This window comes from Cupriavidus sp. HE11 (assembly GCF_056097175.1).
Genome location: NZ_CP184464.1, coordinates 2235304 through 2250435, shown reverse-complemented (window position 1 = coordinate 2250435; position 15132 = coordinate 2235304). Strand labels below are relative to the sequence as shown.

Annotated in this window: 17 protein-coding genes; 5 read left to right on the top strand and 12 right to left on the bottom strand. The window is 65.8% G+C overall.

Features of this window, described 5'->3' with window-relative positions:
• The first annotated feature begins 19 nt into the window (after window positions 1-19).
• Entirely contained in the window at window positions 20-763 is a 744-nt protein-coding gene (locus tag ACOABP_RS10445; protein WP_474224912.1) for a ComF family protein, read from the top strand.
• 51 nt (window positions 764-814) lie between these two features.
• On the top strand, window positions 815-1285 hold the full coding sequence (gene trmL / locus ACOABP_RS10440; RefSeq protein WP_066739782.1) for a tRNA (uridine(34)/cytosine(34)/5-carboxymethylaminomethyluridine(34)-2'-O)-methyltransferase TrmL: 471 nt from the start codon (window positions 815-817) through the stop codon (window positions 1283-1285).
• A 60-nt stretch (window positions 1286-1345) separates the two neighbouring features.
• On the opposite strand, the gene ACOABP_RS10435 is transcribed toward trmL, so the two are convergent.
• The 5 genes from ACOABP_RS10435 to ACOABP_RS10415 all read right to left on the bottom strand — a co-directional run bounded on the left by ACOABP_RS10435 (window position 1346) and on the right by ACOABP_RS10415 (window position 4999).
• Window positions 1346-2329: a Bug family tripartite tricarboxylate transporter substrate binding protein gene (locus tag ACOABP_RS10435; RefSeq protein ID WP_474224911.1), complete on the bottom strand. Its 984-nt coding sequence runs from the start codon at window positions 2327-2329 to the stop codon at window positions 1346-1348.
• A 29-nt stretch (window positions 2330-2358) separates the two neighbouring features.
• Window positions 2359-3384 (bottom strand): NAD(P)H-dependent glycerol-3-phosphate dehydrogenase, encoded by a 1026-nt coding sequence (locus tag ACOABP_RS10430; RefSeq protein ID WP_474224909.1) that lies wholly within the window; start codon window positions 3382-3384, stop codon window positions 2359-2361.
• Window positions 3385-3528: 144 nt separating this feature from the next.
• Entirely contained in the window at window positions 3529-4047 is a 519-nt protein-coding gene (secB, locus tag ACOABP_RS10425; RefSeq protein ID WP_066739790.1) for a protein-export chaperone SecB, read from the bottom strand.
• Window positions 4048-4242: 195 nt separating this feature from the next.
• The gene (grxC, locus tag ACOABP_RS10420; RefSeq protein WP_066739793.1) at window positions 4243-4500 is read right to left on the bottom strand and encodes a glutaredoxin 3; all 258 of its coding nucleotides are present in this window, start codon (window positions 4498-4500) and stop codon (window positions 4243-4245) included.
• A gap of 85 nt (window positions 4501-4585) precedes the next feature.
• Window positions 4586-4999, bottom strand: coding sequence for a rhodanese-like domain-containing protein (locus ACOABP_RS10415; RefSeq protein WP_249640892.1), 414 nt, complete (start codon window positions 4997-4999; stop codon window positions 4586-4588).
• A 144-nt stretch (window positions 5000-5143) separates the two neighbouring features.
• Between ACOABP_RS10415 and gpmA the strand changes: the two genes are divergently transcribed.
• The 3 genes from gpmA (at window position 5144) to ACOABP_RS10400 (ending at window position 8556) form a co-directional block, all read left to right on the top strand.
• Entirely contained in the window at window positions 5144-5890 is a 747-nt protein-coding gene (gene gpmA / locus ACOABP_RS10410; protein WP_066739801.1) for a 2,3-diphosphoglycerate-dependent phosphoglycerate mutase, read from the top strand.
• 205 nt (window positions 5891-6095) lie between these two features.
• Window positions 6096-7706 carry a S41 family peptidase gene (locus tag ACOABP_RS10405; RefSeq protein WP_066739804.1) on the top strand — a complete coding sequence of 537 codons (1611 nt, stop codon included), beginning with the start codon at window positions 6096-6098 and terminating at the stop codon, window positions 7704-7706.
• A 97-nt stretch (window positions 7707-7803) separates the two neighbouring features.
• On the top strand, window positions 7804-8556 hold the full coding sequence (locus tag ACOABP_RS10400; RefSeq protein ID WP_474224908.1) for a HesA/MoeB/ThiF family protein: 753 nt from the start codon (window positions 7804-7806) through the stop codon (window positions 8554-8556).
• A 326-nt stretch (window positions 8557-8882) separates the two neighbouring features.
• On the opposite strand, the gene bfr is transcribed toward ACOABP_RS10400, so the two are convergent.
• The 7 genes from bfr to gshA form a co-directional block, all read right to left on the bottom strand.
• Window positions 8883-9362, bottom strand: a complete 480-nt coding sequence (gene bfr, locus ACOABP_RS10395; protein WP_066739810.1) for a bacterioferritin — start codon at window positions 9360-9362, stop codon at window positions 8883-8885.
• Between the two features lie 158 nt (window positions 9363-9520).
• On the bottom strand, window positions 9521-9826 hold the full coding sequence (locus tag ACOABP_RS10390) for a (2Fe-2S)-binding protein (RefSeq protein ID WP_474224907.1): 306 nt from the start codon (window positions 9824-9826) through the stop codon (window positions 9521-9523).
• A 226-nt stretch (window positions 9827-10052) separates the two neighbouring features.
• Window positions 10053-11810, bottom strand: a complete 1758-nt coding sequence (gene ptsP / locus ACOABP_RS10385) for a phosphoenolpyruvate--protein phosphotransferase (RefSeq protein ID WP_474224906.1) — start codon at window positions 11808-11810, stop codon at window positions 10053-10055.
• 49 nt (window positions 11811-11859) lie between these two features.
• Complete coding sequence (locus tag ACOABP_RS10380; protein WP_066739816.1) at window positions 11860-12129, bottom strand: HPr family phosphocarrier protein; 270 nt, start codon at window positions 12127-12129, stop codon at window positions 11860-11862.
• Window positions 12098-12553, bottom strand: coding sequence for a PTS sugar transporter subunit IIA (locus ACOABP_RS10375; RefSeq protein ID WP_066739820.1), 456 nt, complete (start codon window positions 12551-12553; stop codon window positions 12098-12100). Before ACOABP_RS10375 ends, ACOABP_RS10380 begins: the two co-directional genes overlap by 32 nt.
• A 127-nt stretch (window positions 12554-12680) precedes the next feature.
• Entirely contained in the window at window positions 12681-13634 is a 954-nt protein-coding gene (gshB, locus tag ACOABP_RS10370) for a glutathione synthase (protein ID WP_474224905.1), read from the bottom strand.
• Between the two features lie 99 nt (window positions 13635-13733).
• Window positions 13734-15029 (bottom strand): glutamate--cysteine ligase, encoded by a 1296-nt coding sequence (gene gshA, locus ACOABP_RS10365; RefSeq protein WP_474224903.1) that lies wholly within the window; start codon window positions 15027-15029, stop codon window positions 13734-13736.
• Window positions 15030-15132 lie beyond the last annotated feature (103 nt).

Genomic DNA, 15132 nt, shown 5'->3' with positions numbered 1-15132 from the left:
AGTATACGCGCCGGGGGCCATGCGTGCCGGAAGGGCCTTTGCCCGGCAGGCCGCGCGTCTGTGGCACGCGGCGCTGCCATCGGGCTGCCTGGTCTGCGCGGCGGTGCAGCGCGATGTGGTGTGCGCCGACTGCGCCGGCACGCTGATGCGGCCTGTAGCGCGCCGCCCCCGGTGCGCCACGCCGGGCAGCCACGGGTGCTGCGGGCGGTGTGCCAATGTCGATCCCGTTGATGATCCGGTAGGCGATCCGCTAGATGCCACGCTGACGCTCGGCGACTATGCCGCCCCCTTCGACAAGCTGGTGCTGCGGCTCAAGTTCGGCGCCCGGCTGCCCGCTGCCGGATGGATTGCCGCGCGCCTGGCGCAAGTGTCGCGCGCCAGCCACACGCAGGGCAATCTTCCCGACCTGCTGGTGCCGATTCCACTGTCACCGGCCCGCCTGGCGGAACGAGGCTTCAACCAGGCGTGGGAAATTGCGCGGCCACTGGCGCGTCACCTGGGCGTGCGTGCATCGGCCACGTTGTTGTCGCGCCACCGCGACACCGCCAGCCAGCGCACCCTGGACCTGCCCGCGCGGCTAGCCAATCAGCGACAGGCGTTTGCGGTCAGCGACGCCGTGGCGCCGCACGAGCTAAAGGGGCTGCATGTCGGCCTGATCGACGATGTAATGACCACTGGCGCCACGCTGCGCGAGGCCGCCCGCGTGCTGAAAGCGCATGGCGCGGCCCGGGTTACCGCGCTGGTGGCCCTGCGCACTCCGTGACACGATGGAGCGCTCGCGGTAAGCTGCGCTCCGTTTTTTGGCTGCCATCCCATGTTCAACGTCGTCCTTGTCGAACCCGAAATTCCGCCGAACACCGGCAATGTGATCCGCCTGTGCGCCAATACGGGCGCGCAGCTGCATCTGGTCAAACCGCTGGGATTTCCGCTGGAAGACGCGCGCATGCGCCGCGCGGGGCTGGACTACCACGAGTACGCGACGATGCGCGTACACGAAAGCTGGGACGCGCTGATGGCGGCTGAACAGCCCGACCCGGCACGCATGTTCGCGCTGACCACGCACGGCTCCACGCCGTTCGGCCAGGTAAGTTTCCAGCCGGGCGACTGGTTCGTGTTCGGATCGGAAACGCGTGGCCTGGCGCCCGAGCGGCGCGAATGGTTTCCGGCCGCGCAGCGCATCCGCCTGCCCATGCGCCCCAACAACCGCAGCCTCAACCTGTCGAATACGGTGGCCGTGGTGGTGTTCGAGGCCTGGCGCCAGAACGGTTTTGCAGGCGGCGCCTGAGCCGTTGTCACCATCCGGGCGCTTCCCCCGCCCGGGCCTGCCCCGCCGCCCTGCCCGCCCTCAGTCCTCGGGCTGCACGTTGGCGGCGCGGATCACCTTGTCCCAGCGCGCCTTCTCGCTGATCATCGTCTGCCGCAGCGATGCCGGCGCCGTACCGGCCGGCACGAAATACTGCGCACGCATCTTGTCGCGCACGTCGGCGCTGCCGATGATCGTGACCAGTTCGCGATAGAGCCGGTCCACCACTGGCGCGGGCGTGCCTGCCGGCGCCAGGATCGCCTGCCACGAAATCGCCTCGAAGCCGGGATAGCCAGATTCCGCCACCGTCGGCACCGACGGCAGCACGCCGGTACGCCCCGACGACGTCACCGCCAGCAGCCGCAGCTTGCCGGCCGTTACCAGCGGCATGGCAATCGCCGGCACCATGAACCCCGCCTGCACCTGTCCGCCGACGATCGCCGTCGTGATCTGAGGAAAGCCCGCATAGGGCACGTGCTGCAGGTCGATGCCGGCCATGGCCTTGAGCTGCTCCATCGCCAGGTGTGCCGCACTACCGTTACCCACCGATCCATAGTTCAGCACGCCCGGCTTCGACTTCGCCAGCGCCACGAATTCGCGCAGGCTATGCACCGGCAGGCGGGCATCGATGACCAGCACGTTCGGCGACGTAGCCACCAGCGTCACCGGCGCCAGCTGCTTCATCGGGTCATAGTTCAAATGGCGATACAGCGACGGCGCCGTCACCAGCGGGCCGTTGATCGTGAACAGCAGCGTGTAGCCATCGGGCGCCGCCTTGGCGACCAGCCCCGTGCCAATGTTGCCGCCCGCGCCCGGCCGGTTTTCGACCACCACGGGCTGGCCCAGCACCGCAGCCAGTTTTTCGGTAACGATGCGGGCGATCAGGTCCGGCGACGATCCAGCCGGAAACGGCACGACCATGCGGATCGGCTTGGACGGCCAGGCGTCGGCCATCGCGATGCGGGGCAGCGCCCCAGCGGCTGCGCAGGCAGCCAGCGCCTCAAGGGCGCGGCGTCGGGAGACCATGGTGCTTGTTCGTGTACTTGTTATTGTGCTTACTCGTCGCGGGCATCGCGCTGCAGCAGCCGCTCCACGGCATCGGCCGCCGGCAAGCCCTCGAACAGCACCGCGCACACGGCGCGCGTGATCGGCATTTCCACGCCCTTGCGTGCGGCCAGGTCGGCCACCGCCTGCGCGCAGCGCACGCCTTCGGCCACATGACCCAGGTCATGCAGGATCTGCTCCAGTGTCTTGCCGCTGGCCAGTTGCTGGCCCACCTTGCGATTGCGCGACAGGTCGCCCGTGGCGGTCAGGATCAGGTCGCCCATGCCCGCCAGGCCCATGAAGGTTTCCATGCGGCCACCCAGCGCCAACCCCAGGCGCGTCATTTCGGCCAGGCCGCGCGTCACCAGCGCGGCGCGCGCGTTGAGACCCAGCCCCAGTCCGTCACTGGCGCCCGTGGCGATCGCCAGCACGTTCTTGACCGCACCGCCGACCTCGACGCCGATCAGGTCGTCGCTGCCATAGATGCGCATCGCGTGATGATGGAATGCCGCCTGGGCGAGGTCGGTCAGCACGTGCGTGGAGCCGGCCACGGTCAGCGCGCACGGCAAGCCCTGCGCAACTTCCCTGGCGAAGCTCGGCCCGGTCAGCACACCATATTCGATCTCGCCCGGCGCCACGCCCAGCGCGTCGAGTTCCTCGCGCACCATCTGGTGCGGCAGCGCGTGGGTCCCGGCCTCGAAACCCTTGCACAGCCACAGCATGGCCAGCGGGCCGCGCCGGCGCGCCGCCAGCCTGCGCGTCATCTCGCGCAGGCCCGATACCGGCGTTGCCACCACCAGCAGGCCCTGTGCATCGGCCAGCGCATGGTCGACGGCACGGTCGAAATCGGCCTCGCAGGCCAGCCGGGGCGACAGCGTCACGCCAGACAGATAGGTGGCGTTGGTACCGGTCGCGGCAATGGCGGCCAGCTGGTCCGCATCGCGTCCCCAGAGCACCACGTCGTGGCGGGTGTCGGCGGCAGCGTGGCTGGCCAGTGCGGTGCCCCATGCACCGGCGCCGAGGATGGTCAGTTTCATGGCAGATCGAAGATCGGGCCGCACGGTTGCGCGGTCATGCAGCCAGTATGGATGTCACGGCAGGATGTCGCGGGACCGTGAGCTGTCAGAAAGCGCAAACGGGGCCGAAGCCCCGTTTTTCGTCTAATCCGGCCGTGGCGCGGATCAGTGGCGAGCCTGGCTGCCGTCCGGCAGCACGATGCCCGAGTCGCCGCCCTGGGCTTGCGCTTCTTCCATGGCAGCCTGCAGGCGTTGCTCGTACAGCGCCTGGAAGTTGATTTCCGACAGGTGAATGGCCTGGAAGCCGGCACGCGTGATCACGTCGGCAATGTTGCCGCGCAGGTACGGGTACAGGATGGTCGGGCAGGCGATGCCCAGCAGCGGGTCCAGCTGTTCGGCCGGCACGTTGCGGATGTCGAAGATACCGGCCTGGTGGGCTTCCACCAGGAACGCGACCTTGTCCTGCACCTTGGTCGTCACGGTGCCCGTCACCACCACTTCGAAAATGCCTTCCTGCAGCTGGGCCGCGCCCACGTTGACCTGCACTTCGACCGACGGGGCTTCCGATTCGAGGAAGATGGCCGGCGAGTTCGGCTGCTCGAGCGACATGTCCTTCAGGTACACGCGCTGGATGTTGAAGAAGGGCTGATCGTCCTGCTGGGTGGCTTGTTGCTGGTCGCTCATGAAAGGCTTCCGGATGGATCGGTTTGGGCGCGCTGCGCCATGCGCAGCCGGGTGCCGAAGCCCCGGCGGCTGTTTGGAAAGCGCATATGGTACATGACGCCGATGTCGAATTCACCGTGCCGCGGCATTATCAGAATCGTCGCCTGATCTGCTGCAGCGCAGCGAAACCCGGCGCACCAGGTGCCCGGAGTGGCCTCAGGCCGCCAGCAGCGGTACCAGGCCGCCCTGGCGATCCAGTGCGGAAAGGTCGTCGAAGCCGCCCACATGTGTCTCGTCGATATAGATCTGCGGCACGGTGCGACGGCCCGTACGGGTCATCATTTCCTCACGCCGGCCAGGCTCGCGGTCGATCAGGATCTTCTCGATCGTTTCCACGCCACGCTGCTTGAGCAGGCGCTCGGCCATCTGGCAATAGGGGCAAACTACCGTGCTGTACATGACGACGCGGGCCATGCGGAATCTCCTTGACTGAAAAAACAGCGGCGCGGACCGCCCAGGGCAGTACCGCGCCGCGTGCTGCATGTTGAATGGGGCTGATTTACTTGATGACCGGCAGGCCGGCCTGCTGCCAGGCAGCCATGCCGCCTTCCAGCGCATACACCTCACTGTAACCGGCTTCCTTCAGCGCTGCTTGGGCCTTGCTCGAGCGCTGGCCGTTCTGGCACACCACGATGATGGGGACCGCCTTGTCCTTTGCAAGGCCGGCGGCGCGGTTGCCGATATCGGCAAGTGGCGCGCTCTTGGCCTGAGGCAGGTGGCCCTTGGCAAATTCGGCGGCGTCGCGGATGTCTACCACCACGGCATTGCGCTTGTTGATGAGCTGCGTGGCGGCAGCCGTATTGACGCGCTTGCCGCCCGTGCCGGCCTTGATTTGCGGCCAGGCCAGCAGGCCGCCCGAGACCACGGCGATCGCGATCAGGGCCAGGTTGTTGTAATCGGCGAAGAAATTCACGTTGGCATTCCGTTGGGTTGGGTCGGCGGCATTATAAAATACGCGGTTTCGCGCCAGCGCCGATTATTTCGGGTGGCGCCTGCCACGCCCGGGCGTGACGCAGGCGCCGCGCGCCGCAGGTTACTCACTACCCTGGAAGCTGCAATGTACAAGCTCGTCCTCATCCGCCACGGCGAATCCACGTGGAATCTCGAAAACCGCTTCACCGGCTGGGTTGACGTCGACCTGACCGATACCGGCGTGGCCCAGGCCAGGCAGGGCGGCCAACTGCTGAAGGAAGCCGGCTTCACGTTCGATGTGGCCTACACGTCGGTGCTCAAGCGCGCCATCCGCACCCTCTGGCACGTCCAGGACGAAATGGACCTGATGTGGATTCCGGTTCGCAACGAATGGCGCCTGAACGAGCGCCACTACGGCGCCCTGGCCGGCCTGAACAAGGCGGAGACGGCCAGGAAGTACGGCGACGACCAGGTGCTGGTGTGGCGCCGCAGCTACGACACCCCGCCGCCCGCGCTGGAACCGACCGACGAACGCGCCTCGTTCAACGACCCGCGCTACGCCAATGTGCCGCGCGAGCAGGTGCCGCTGACCGAATGCCTGAAGGATACGGTGGCCCGCGTCATGCCGCTGTGGAACGAATCCATCGCTCCCGACATCAAATCCGGCAAGCGCGTCGTGATTGCCGCCCACGGCAACAGCATCCGCGCGCTCGTGAAGTATCTGGATCAGATTTCGGATGACGATATCGTCGGCCTCAACATCCCCAACGGCACCCCGCTCGTCTACGAGCTGGACGCCGACCTGCGCCCCCTGCGCCACTATTACCTGGGCGACCAGGAAGCGATCGCCGCTTCGCTGGCCGCCGTGGCCAACCAGGGCAAGTCCCGCTGACCGCCGCCGGTGCGCCCACGCGCCGGCCCGGGCGGCATCCGGGTAGGCGCGCCACGGGCTTGTGTGGCCGCCCCCACCATGGTGTGGTGGCCCGCAGGTCTTTTTCTGCGCACCCTCTTATACTGTCGGTCAATCCGCGCCGGACGTAACCCGTCCGGCCAGGAATTTCCCTTTCGCATCATCCACAAAAGTTCAGGCTGCCCTCATGCGTAAGACGCTCAAGAACATTAGCCTCGTCTCAGTCGGCGTCGTCGCCGGCGTGCTGGCCACGCTGCAAATCTCGGCCACCGCGCAGAACAGCTCGGGGCCGCTGCCGCTCGACCAGCTGCGGCTGATGTCCGACATCTTCGGGCAGATCAAGCGCGAGTACGTGGAGCCGGTCGACGACAAGAAGCTGCTGACCGAAGCCATCAAGGGCATGGTCGCCAGCCTCGACCCGCACTCGGCCTATCTGGACGAGAAGGACTTCAAGGAACTGCAGGAAGGCACCCGCGGCCGCTTTGCCGGCCTGGGCATCGAGATTTCGCAGGAAGAAGGCCTGGTCAAGGTCATCAACCCGATCGAGGACACCCCCGCCTTCCGCGCCGGTATCCAGCCGGGCGACCTGATCACCCGTATCGACGACAAGCCCGTACGCGGCCTGCCGCTGGAGCAGGCGGTCAAGCGCATGCGCGGCGAGCCGGGCACCAAGGTCACGCTGACCATCTACCGCAAGAGCGAGGAACGCACGTTCCCGGTCTCGATCACGCGCGCCGAGATCCGCGTGCAGTCGGTCAAGACCAAGATGCTCGACAACAACACCATCGGCTGGGTGCGCCTGACGAGCTTCCAGGAACGCACCGTGGCCGACCTGGGCCGCCGCCTGAAGGACATGGCGGACAAGAACCCGAACCTGAAGGGCATCATCCTGGACCTGCGCAACAACGGCGGCGGCGTGCTGCAGGGCGCAGTGGGCGTGGCGGCAGCGTTCCTGCCGGACGACGCCACCGTGGTGTCGACCAATGGCCAGGTGCCCGATGCCAAGCGCGTCTACAAGGCCACGTTCAACAACTACCGCCTGTCGTCGGTCGAGGACGATCCGCTCAAGGACCTGCCCGCGCAGTTCAAGAAGCTGCCGATGATCGTGCTGACCAACGCCTACTCGGCATCGGCCTCGGAAATCGTTGCCGGCGCGCTGCAGGATCACAAGCGCGCACTGATCATGGGCAAGACCACGTTCGGCAAGGGTTCGGTGCAGACCGTGCGTCCGCTGACCAACGACACCGGCATCAAGCTGACGATTGCGTACTACTACACGCCGTCGGGCAAGTCGATCCAGGCCAAGGGCATTCGCCCGGACATCCCGGTCGACCAGAACCCGGAAGGCGATCCGGATGACGCACTAATCACTCGCGAAATCGACACCGAGCGTCACCTGCACAACAAGCAGGAGTCGGAAGAGCCGGAAATGAACGAGCGCGAACAGCGCCGCGTTGAGGAACTTCGCCGTCTGGAAGAGGAAAACGCGAAGAAGACGCCGGAAGAGCGCGAGAAGGATCGCAAGAAGAAGCCTGTGGAATTCGGTTCGGCCGAAGACTTCATGCTGCAGCAGGCCATCGCCCAGCTCGACGGCAAGCCGGTGCAGAAGTCGAAGTCGCGCCTGGAGGCCACCGGCACGGCCGGCAAGCCCGACACCAAGGAAGAAAAGACCGGCAAGGCCCCGGCGAAGCCTGCCGCCAAGCCGGCTCCGGCACCGGCCAAGCCTGCGCCAGCCAGCCAGCCGCCCGCGAGCGCGCCGATCGGCCAGCCGCTGGGCACGCCGACCGGTCAGAAGTAACGGATCCGCGCCGCCGCCCCTGGCGTGCGGCGCTATCCCCGAAATCCTGCGGCCCGCGGCATGCCACCGTCGGGCCGTTTTCATTTGTCGCCGAACCATGAATGACGATCAGCTGCTGCGCTATTCGCGCCATATCCTGCTGGATGAACTGGGCATCGAGGGCCAGGAACGCCTGCTGGCCGGGCATGCGCTGGTGATTGGTGCCGGCGGGCTCGGCGCGGCCGCGCTGCCCTACCTGGCATCGGCTGGCGTGGGGCGCATCACCATCGTCGACGACGACGATGTCGACCTGACCAACCTGCAGCGCCAGATCCTGCACACCACCGCCAACGTGGGGCGCCCCAAGGTGGAATCGGCACGGGAAGGGCTGCTGCGCATCAACCCCGATGTCGATGTCCGGCTGGTGGCGCAGCGCGTGGGCGATGCCGAACTTGATGCGCTGGTGGCGCAGGCCGACGTCGTGCTCGATTGCTGCGACAACTTCGGTACGCGCCAGGCCGTCAACCGGGCCTGCCTGAAGCATCGCCGGCCGCTGGTCTCGGGCGCCGCGCTGCGCTTCGACGGCCAGGTCAGCGTGTACGACCTGCGCAACCCCGAAGCCCCGTGCTACGGCTGCCTGTTCCCGCCGTCGGAGCCGGCCCCGGAAGCGGCCTGCGCCACGATGGGCGTGTTCGCGCCGCTGGTCGGCATGGTCGGCACGGTACAGGCCGCCGAGGCGCTGAAGCTGCTGACCGGTATGGGCGAGACGCTGGCCGGCCGGCTGCTGATGGTCAATGCGATGACGATGGAATGGACCACGATGCGCCTGGCGCGCACGCCCGGCTGCGAGGTCTGCGGGCAGGCGCATTGACAGCGCGTGCATGGAAGCAAAAGGCGGGGATCAGGCAGAGGGAAGAAGACTGGAACCGGCCTGGAATCGGCCTGAAGGCGGTCTGGAATTGCCCTGAAACCAGCTTGGGATAACGCCCGGAAACCTGGCGACCCGCGGTGGAGCCCCCTCCCCGCCGGATCGCCATTTTTTTGGCGCGATGTGACTGGATGAAGACAAGAATCCGAATGAGAAGGGTTACCAACCTGCCTCGCACCGGGGCGCGGCGCCATCCTGCGCCACGCGCTTGCCCGGCCGCGCCTGCCAGTTGATCGGTCAGGCCGCGGCTGGGTCGGAAGCCAGCGCGCTTATTGCTCGCCCGGCTCCAGTTGCGACTGCAGGTAGTTCTGCAGGCCAACCTTGTCAATCAGGTCCAGCTGCGTCTCCAGGTACTCGATATGCTCTTCGGTGTCCGTGAGGATATCGACCAGGAGTTCGCGGCTGACGTAGTCGCCAACGGATTCGCAGTACGCAATGCCTTCCTTGACCGTGGCGTGCGCGGTCTGCTCCAGCTTCAGGTCGCACTTGAGCATTTCGGGCGTGTCTTCGCCGATCAGCAGCTTGTGCAGGTCCTGCAGGTTGGGCAGCCCGTCAAGCATCAGGATGCGGTCGATCAGGCGATCGGCGTGCTTCATTTCGCCGATCGACTCCTTGTACTCGACATCACCGAGCTTCTTCAGGCCCCAGTGGCGGTACATGCGTGCGTGGAGGAAATACTGGTTGATCGCGGTCAGCTCGTTCCTGAGCTGGGCGTTCAGATGCTGGATGACCTTCTTGTCACCTTTCATTCGGGGCTCCTGTTACCGACAACAAACGGACCCGGCGAATGGACAAAGGCGAAGGAACGCAACGAGATACAACGGTCGGGAACGACAAAACGCGCCGCGGACGAATCCGTGGGCGCGCTTTTCAATCCACGCGTTGTTCGGTGAGAACGCTTCCTGAATCAGGCAACCAGCGCGGTACGCTGATCGTTCGCGACTGCCGGGTCACGAGCGTCCATTATGGCATGTGACGCAGCCGGCGAACAGGCTGAAATTTCGACGACCCGGATGGTCGAGATGGTGGAGGCCTTGATGGTCTGCACGGCAGCAACGCCTTCGCAAAGCACCTGCTTTGCACAGTCGCGGCAACGGCCGCAGCAGGTTCCCACGCCTAGCGTTTCGGCCAGCTCGTCGAGCGTGGTCACGCCAAGATGAGCGGCACCATGGATCTCATGGTCGGTAACCTGATTGCAGATGCAGACGTACACAACTTGCCTCCTGGGGGCTGGCGGCACCGGCATGCCGCACGCGATGAGAGGCAGAATAACAGAGATCGAAAATGATAACAATTCCCATTAATGCACATGGGAAGGGTCGCGCACAGTCTCTGCAAAATGATGGAAAAAGGCTTCTGGAACGCCACTTTCCGCGCAGGAAAGTGGCGTCTGGACCGCTGACAACGCAGACAAAAACCCTAATGAATCAAGGGTTGTGCTATGCCGACAACAGTTTCAGGGCCGCCGCCTGCTCGTCGGGCTCGTAGCAGGTCAGGATCTGGTCCACCACCTTGCACAGGCGCTCGCAGTCGGCGTGGATGACCTCCTGCTTCACCCGCAACAACTGGGCCGGATGCATCGAGAACTCGCGCAGGCCCATGCCCAGCAGCAGTCGGGTCATCGCCGGATCGCCAGCCATTTCGCCGCAGACCGCCACCGGCACGCCAGCGTGGTTGGCGTCACGGATCGTGCGTGCAATCAGCTGCAGCACGGCCGGATGCAGGGGGTCGTACAGATGGGCCACGGCGTTGTCGGCACGATCGATCGCCAGCGTGTACTGGATCAGGTCGTTGGTGCCGATCGACAGGAAGTCCATCCGCTTGAGAAACAGCGGCAGCAGCAGCACGGCCGCCGGAATCTCGATCATGGCCCCGATCTTGATGCCCGGGTCGTACGGCTGGCCGCGCTCGTCAAGCTGGCGCTTGGCCTGCTCGATCAGGTCCAGGGTCTGGTCGATCTCGCTCGCATGGGCCAGCATCGGAATCAGCAGCCGTACCGGCCCGAACGCCGACGCCCGCAGCAGCGCGCGCAACTGGGTCAGGAACATGGCCGGCTCCGACAGCGACCAGCGGATGGCCCGTAGTCCCAGCGCCGGATTCAGCGCGGTCTCGAAGTCTTCGCCCAGGCCGTCCAGCGGCTTGTCGGCGCCCACGTCGATCGTGCGGATCGTCACGGGCAGGCCGTGCATGGCCTCCACCGCGTTGCGGTAGGCCAGGAACTGCTCGTCCTCATCGGGCATTTCTTCCCGGCGGTTCATGAACAGGAATTCCGAGCGGAACAGGCCCACGCCGACCGCACCGGCGGCCAGCGCGGCGCCGGCATCCTCGGCCAGTTCGATATTGGCCAGCAGTTCGATCTCCAGCCCGTCCAGCGTGACGGCGGGCATGTGCCGCAGCCGCTGCAGGCGCTTTTTCTCCAGCGCGCGCTCGCTCTGCCGGTGGCGATATTCCTCGAGGATGATGGCCGACGGATCGACGATCACCAGGCCGGCATCGCCGTCGATGATGATCCAGTCGTCCTGGCGGATCAGTTCGCTGGCGCTCTTGACGCCCACGGCGGCCGGGATGTCCAGGCTACGCGCCACGATCGCCGTATGCGACGTGCGGCCGCCCAGGTCGGTCACGAACCCGTGGAATACCGTGTGCTTGAACTGCAGCATGTCGGCCGGGCCGATGTCGTGGGCCACCACGATCACGCCGGGCGCGGCCTCCCCATCGGGGGCCAGTGCCGGCACCGGCGCCGGTGCCAGCACTGGCGCGCCGGCCAGCACCTTCAGGATCCGCTCCACCACCTGCTGGATATCGGCCTTGCGCTCGCGCAGGTATTCGTCCTCGATCTCGTCGAACTGGCGCATCAGCTCTTCGAGCCGCGTGGTCAGTGCCCACTCGGCGTTGTAGCGGCGCTGCCGGATCAGTTCCTCGGGCTCGCGCGACAACGCCTCGTCATCGAGGATCATCGCGTGCACATCCAGGAACGCGCCCATTTCCTCGGGCGCGTCGCGCGGCAGGTCGCGCTTCAGGGTCACCAGTTCCGCCCGCACGGCTGCGCGCGCCGAGCGTAATCGCTCCACCTCGGCGTCGAGACGGTCTTCGTCGACCAGATAGTGCGAAACATCCAGCGCCGCCGGCGCGAGGATATGGGCCCGCCCGATGGCGACCCCACGAGAAACCGGAATGCCGTGCAAGGCAAAGGGCATGACCCGCTCCGTCAGGAACGTTAAGGAATTCTGGTTGTGGCGCCGGGCCTCACTCGCCTTCGCCGAAGCGGTTGGCGATCAGCGCCAGCAGCGCGTCCATCGCCTCCTGCTCGTCGGGGCCGTCGATCTCGATCGTGACCGTCGAGCCAATGCCGGCGGCCAGCATCATGACACCCATGATGCTCTTGGCATCGACCTGGCGGCCGTTCCGGGACATCTTGACCTGGCTTTTGAAATTGCCCGCCAGCTGCGTCAGCTTGGCGGATGCGCGGGCATGGAGCCCGAGCTTATTGATGATGGTGGTGTCCCTCTGCAGCATATTTGTCGGGATGATTTGCGGTTTGATTCTGGACAGCGGTCGTACCAATCTGCAGCACACCTTGCGAGCCGCCGGCCAATGCCTTGGTAGCCAGCTGGTCGAGTTTTTCGGCGCGATAGCAGATGGCACGCACGAGCATCGGCAGGTTCACGCCTGCCAGCACCTTCACCCGGCCCGGCTCGGCCAGGCGCGCGGCAATGTTGGCGGGCGTGGCGCCAAAGATATCGGTCAGCACCAGGGCACCGTTGTCTTCGCATACCGCGGCCAGGCTGCGTTGTGCCTCCGCCAGTACCGCGGCCGGATCGGCGTCTGCGACAACGTCGATGGCTGCCAGCCGGGGGGGCTGGCCACAGTAGACGTGGGCAGCGCAATCACGCAGTGCCGAAGCCAGCGGCGCATGCGCGATGATCAGAATTCCTGCCATGATGGTGAATCCGTTGGACTGCCCAAATTGTAGCAGGCAGCCTTACGGCCTCTCCCCGTGTTTGCGCGCACCCCCGGGACTGTGGCGCCTTCGCATCAGCCCGGCGTGCCCTTCCCTGCCTGCGGCCTCAACGGCGGTCGCTGGCTACGGCCTCTTCCAGTGCGTCGATGAACATCGCACCCACGTTGAAGCCGGTCTGTTGCGTGATTTCCTGGAAACAGGTCGGACTCGTCACATTTACCTCGGTCAGGTAGTCACCGATCACGTCCAGCCCCACCAGCAGCAGCCCCTGCTTCGACAGCCCCGGCGCCAGTGTCTCGGCGATCTCGCGGTCGCGCGCGCTCAGCTCCTGAGCCTTGCCCACGCCGCCGGCGGCCAGGTTGCCGCGGATCTCGCTGCCTTGCGGAATACGCGCCAGCGAGTACGGCACCGGCTTGCCGCCGATCAGCAGGATGCGCTTGTCCCCCGCCTTGATTTCGGGGATGTAGCGCTGGACCATCAGCGTGCGGGCGCCGTTGTCGCTCAGCGTCTCGACGATCGAACCCAGGTTCATGCCATCGGCGCCCACGCGGAAGATGCCCATCCCGCCCATGCCGTCCAGCGGCTTGACGATGATGTCCTTGTGTTCGGCGTGGAAGGCGCGGATACGGCCCGCGTCGCGCGTGACCAGCGTCGGCGTGACGAACTGCGGAAACTGGGCAATCGCCAGCTTCTCGGAATGGTCCCGGATGGCCTGCGGCTTGTTGAACACCCGCGCGCCCTGCTTCTCGGCCAGTTCCAGCAGCCAGGTGCTGGTGACGTATTCCATGTCGAACGGCGGATCCTTGCGCATCAGCACCGCATCGAACGTCGTCAGCGGCAGCAGCGCGGCTTCGCCCAGGCGGAACCAGTCGTGCGCATCGTCCAGCAGCGCCAGCGGGCGCGCCACGGCCTCGACCACGCCGGCCGACAGCGACACCTGCGACTGCAGGCAGAAGAACAGCTCGTGCCCACGCGCCGCCGCCTCGGTCATCATGGCGTAGGTGGAATCCTTGTACGTCTTGAAGGTTTCCAGCGGGTCGGTGATGAAAAGGATACGCATGATGGCTCGTCGCGTTGGCGTCAGGTGAAAAGCGTCCGGCGGGTTTCGATCAACCCTGCCGGACCGGGGGCGTGCGTGACAGGCGGCAGGCGCCGCGGGTCAGAGGATCGGGTTGGGATCGGTCTTCTCAAGCTCCACCGAGGCCGCCAGCAGCGCCAGGCGGGCCACCACGCCATACATGTAGAAGCGGTTCGGCACGGCCGCGCCGGGCTTGGCGTGGCTGTCCGGGATGCCGTTCGGGGCGAACGCCAGCGGCACGAAATGCATGCCCGGCGCATTCAGGTTCTCGTCGTTGCCGCGGCCCGTATGCACGCGGTAGAAACCGCCCACCACATAGCGGTCGATCATGTAGACCACCGGCTCGGCCACGGCCTCGTTGACCTTCTCGAACGTGTGCACGCCTTCCTGGATGATGACGTCGGAGACCTCCAGGCCTTCCTTCACGACGCTCATCTTGTTGCGTTCCTTGCGGTTCAGGCCCTTGACCTCGGACGGATCGCGCACGGTCATGATGCCCATGCCGTAGGTGCCGGCATCGGCCTTGACCACCACGTACGGCGTTTCCTTGATGCCGTATTCGCGGTACTTCTTGGCGATCTTCTTGAGCACGCCTTCCACGGAATCGGCCAGTTCTTCCTCGCCGATGCGCTCGTGGAAGTTCACGCCCGACTGGCGCGCGAAGTACGGGTTCACCATCCACGGATCGATATCGATCAGCTTGGCGAACTTCTTCGCCACTTCGTCATAGGCGGCAAAGTGGCTGCTCTTGCGGCGCGTGGACCAGCCCGCGTGCAGCGGCGGCAGCAGGTACTGCTCGTTGATGTTCTCCAGGATCGGCGGAATGCCGGCCGAGAGGTCGTTGTTGAGCAGGATCGAGCAGGGATCGAAGTCCTTGAGCCCCAGGCGGCGGCCCTTGGTGCCCAGCCGCGCCAGCGGCTCGACCACCAGCGTCTGGCCGTCGGGCAGCTCGATCGGGGTCGGTTCGGTGATTTCCTCGGACAGCGAGCCCAGCCGCACGTTCAGGCCCGCCTGGCGCATGATCAGCGACAGCCGCGCCACGTTCTGCAGGTAGAACATGTTGCGTGTGTGGCGTTCGGGGATCAGCAGCAGGTTCTTGGCGTCCGGGCAGATCTTCTCGATCGCGGCCATCGCGGCCTGCACGGCCAGCGGCAGCATCTCGGGCGCCAGGTTGTTGAAGCCGCCCGGGAACAGGTTCGTGTCGACCGGGGCCAGCTTGAAGCCGGCATTGCGCAGGTCGACGGAACAGTAGAACGGCGGGGTATGTTCCTGCCATTCCAGCCTGAACCAGCGCTCGATGGACGGCGTGGCGTCCAGGATCTTCTTTTCCAGTTCGAGCAGCGGACCGTTCAGCGCGGTGATGAGATGCGGGACCATATCCATCCTAAGGAATCAGCTTTATTGTCCGCCCCGATTGTAAGGGAACGGCTATCGGGCTGCAGGCTCGCCTTGTATAACCTTATACGGAGCCTGGCCGGGG

Coding starts and splice junctions, on each gene's coding strand:
- ACOABP_RS10445 (WP_474224912.1), top strand. CDS start 20: ATGCGTGCCGGAAGGGCCTTTGCCCGGCAGGCCGCGCGTCTGTGGCAC.
- trmL (WP_066739782.1), top strand. CDS start 815: ATGTTCAACGTCGTCCTTGTCGAACCCGAAATTCCGCCGAACACCGGC.
- ACOABP_RS10435 (WP_474224911.1), bottom strand. CDS start 2,329: ATGGTCTCCCGACGCCGCGCCCTTGAGGCGCTGGCTGCCTGCGCAGCC.
- ACOABP_RS10430 (WP_474224909.1), bottom strand. CDS start 3,384: ATGAAACTGACCATCCTCGGCGCCGGTGCATGGGGCACCGCACTGGCC.
- secB (WP_066739790.1), bottom strand. CDS start 4,047: ATGAGCGACCAGCAACAAGCCACCCAGCAGGACGATCAGCCCTTCTTC.
- grxC (WP_066739793.1), bottom strand. CDS start 4,500: ATGGCCCGCGTCGTCATGTACAGCACGGTAGTTTGCCCCTATTGCCAG.
- gpmA (WP_066739801.1), top strand. CDS start 5,144: ATGTACAAGCTCGTCCTCATCCGCCACGGCGAATCCACGTGGAATCTC.
- ACOABP_RS10405 (WP_066739804.1), top strand. CDS start 6,096: ATGCGTAAGACGCTCAAGAACATTAGCCTCGTCTCAGTCGGCGTCGTC.
- ACOABP_RS10400 (WP_474224908.1), top strand. CDS start 7,804: ATGAATGACGATCAGCTGCTGCGCTATTCGCGCCATATCCTGCTGGAT.
- bfr (WP_066739810.1), bottom strand. CDS start 9,362: ATGAAAGGTGACAAGAAGGTCATCCAGCATCTGAACGCCCAGCTCAGG.
- ptsP (WP_474224906.1), bottom strand. CDS start 11,810: ATGCCCTTTGCCTTGCACGGCATTCCGGTTTCTCGTGGGGTCGCCATC.
- ACOABP_RS10380 (WP_066739816.1), bottom strand. CDS start 12,129: ATGCTGCAGAGGGACACCACCATCATCAATAAGCTCGGGCTCCATGCC.
- ACOABP_RS10375 (WP_066739820.1), bottom strand. CDS start 12,553: ATGGCAGGAATTCTGATCATCGCGCATGCGCCGCTGGCTTCGGCACTG.
- gshB (WP_474224905.1), bottom strand. CDS start 13,634: ATGCGTATCCTTTTCATCACCGACCCGCTGGAAACCTTCAAGACGTAC.
- gshA (WP_474224903.1), bottom strand. CDS start 15,029: ATGGTCCCGCATCTCATCACCGCGCTGAACGGTCCGCTGCTCGAACTG.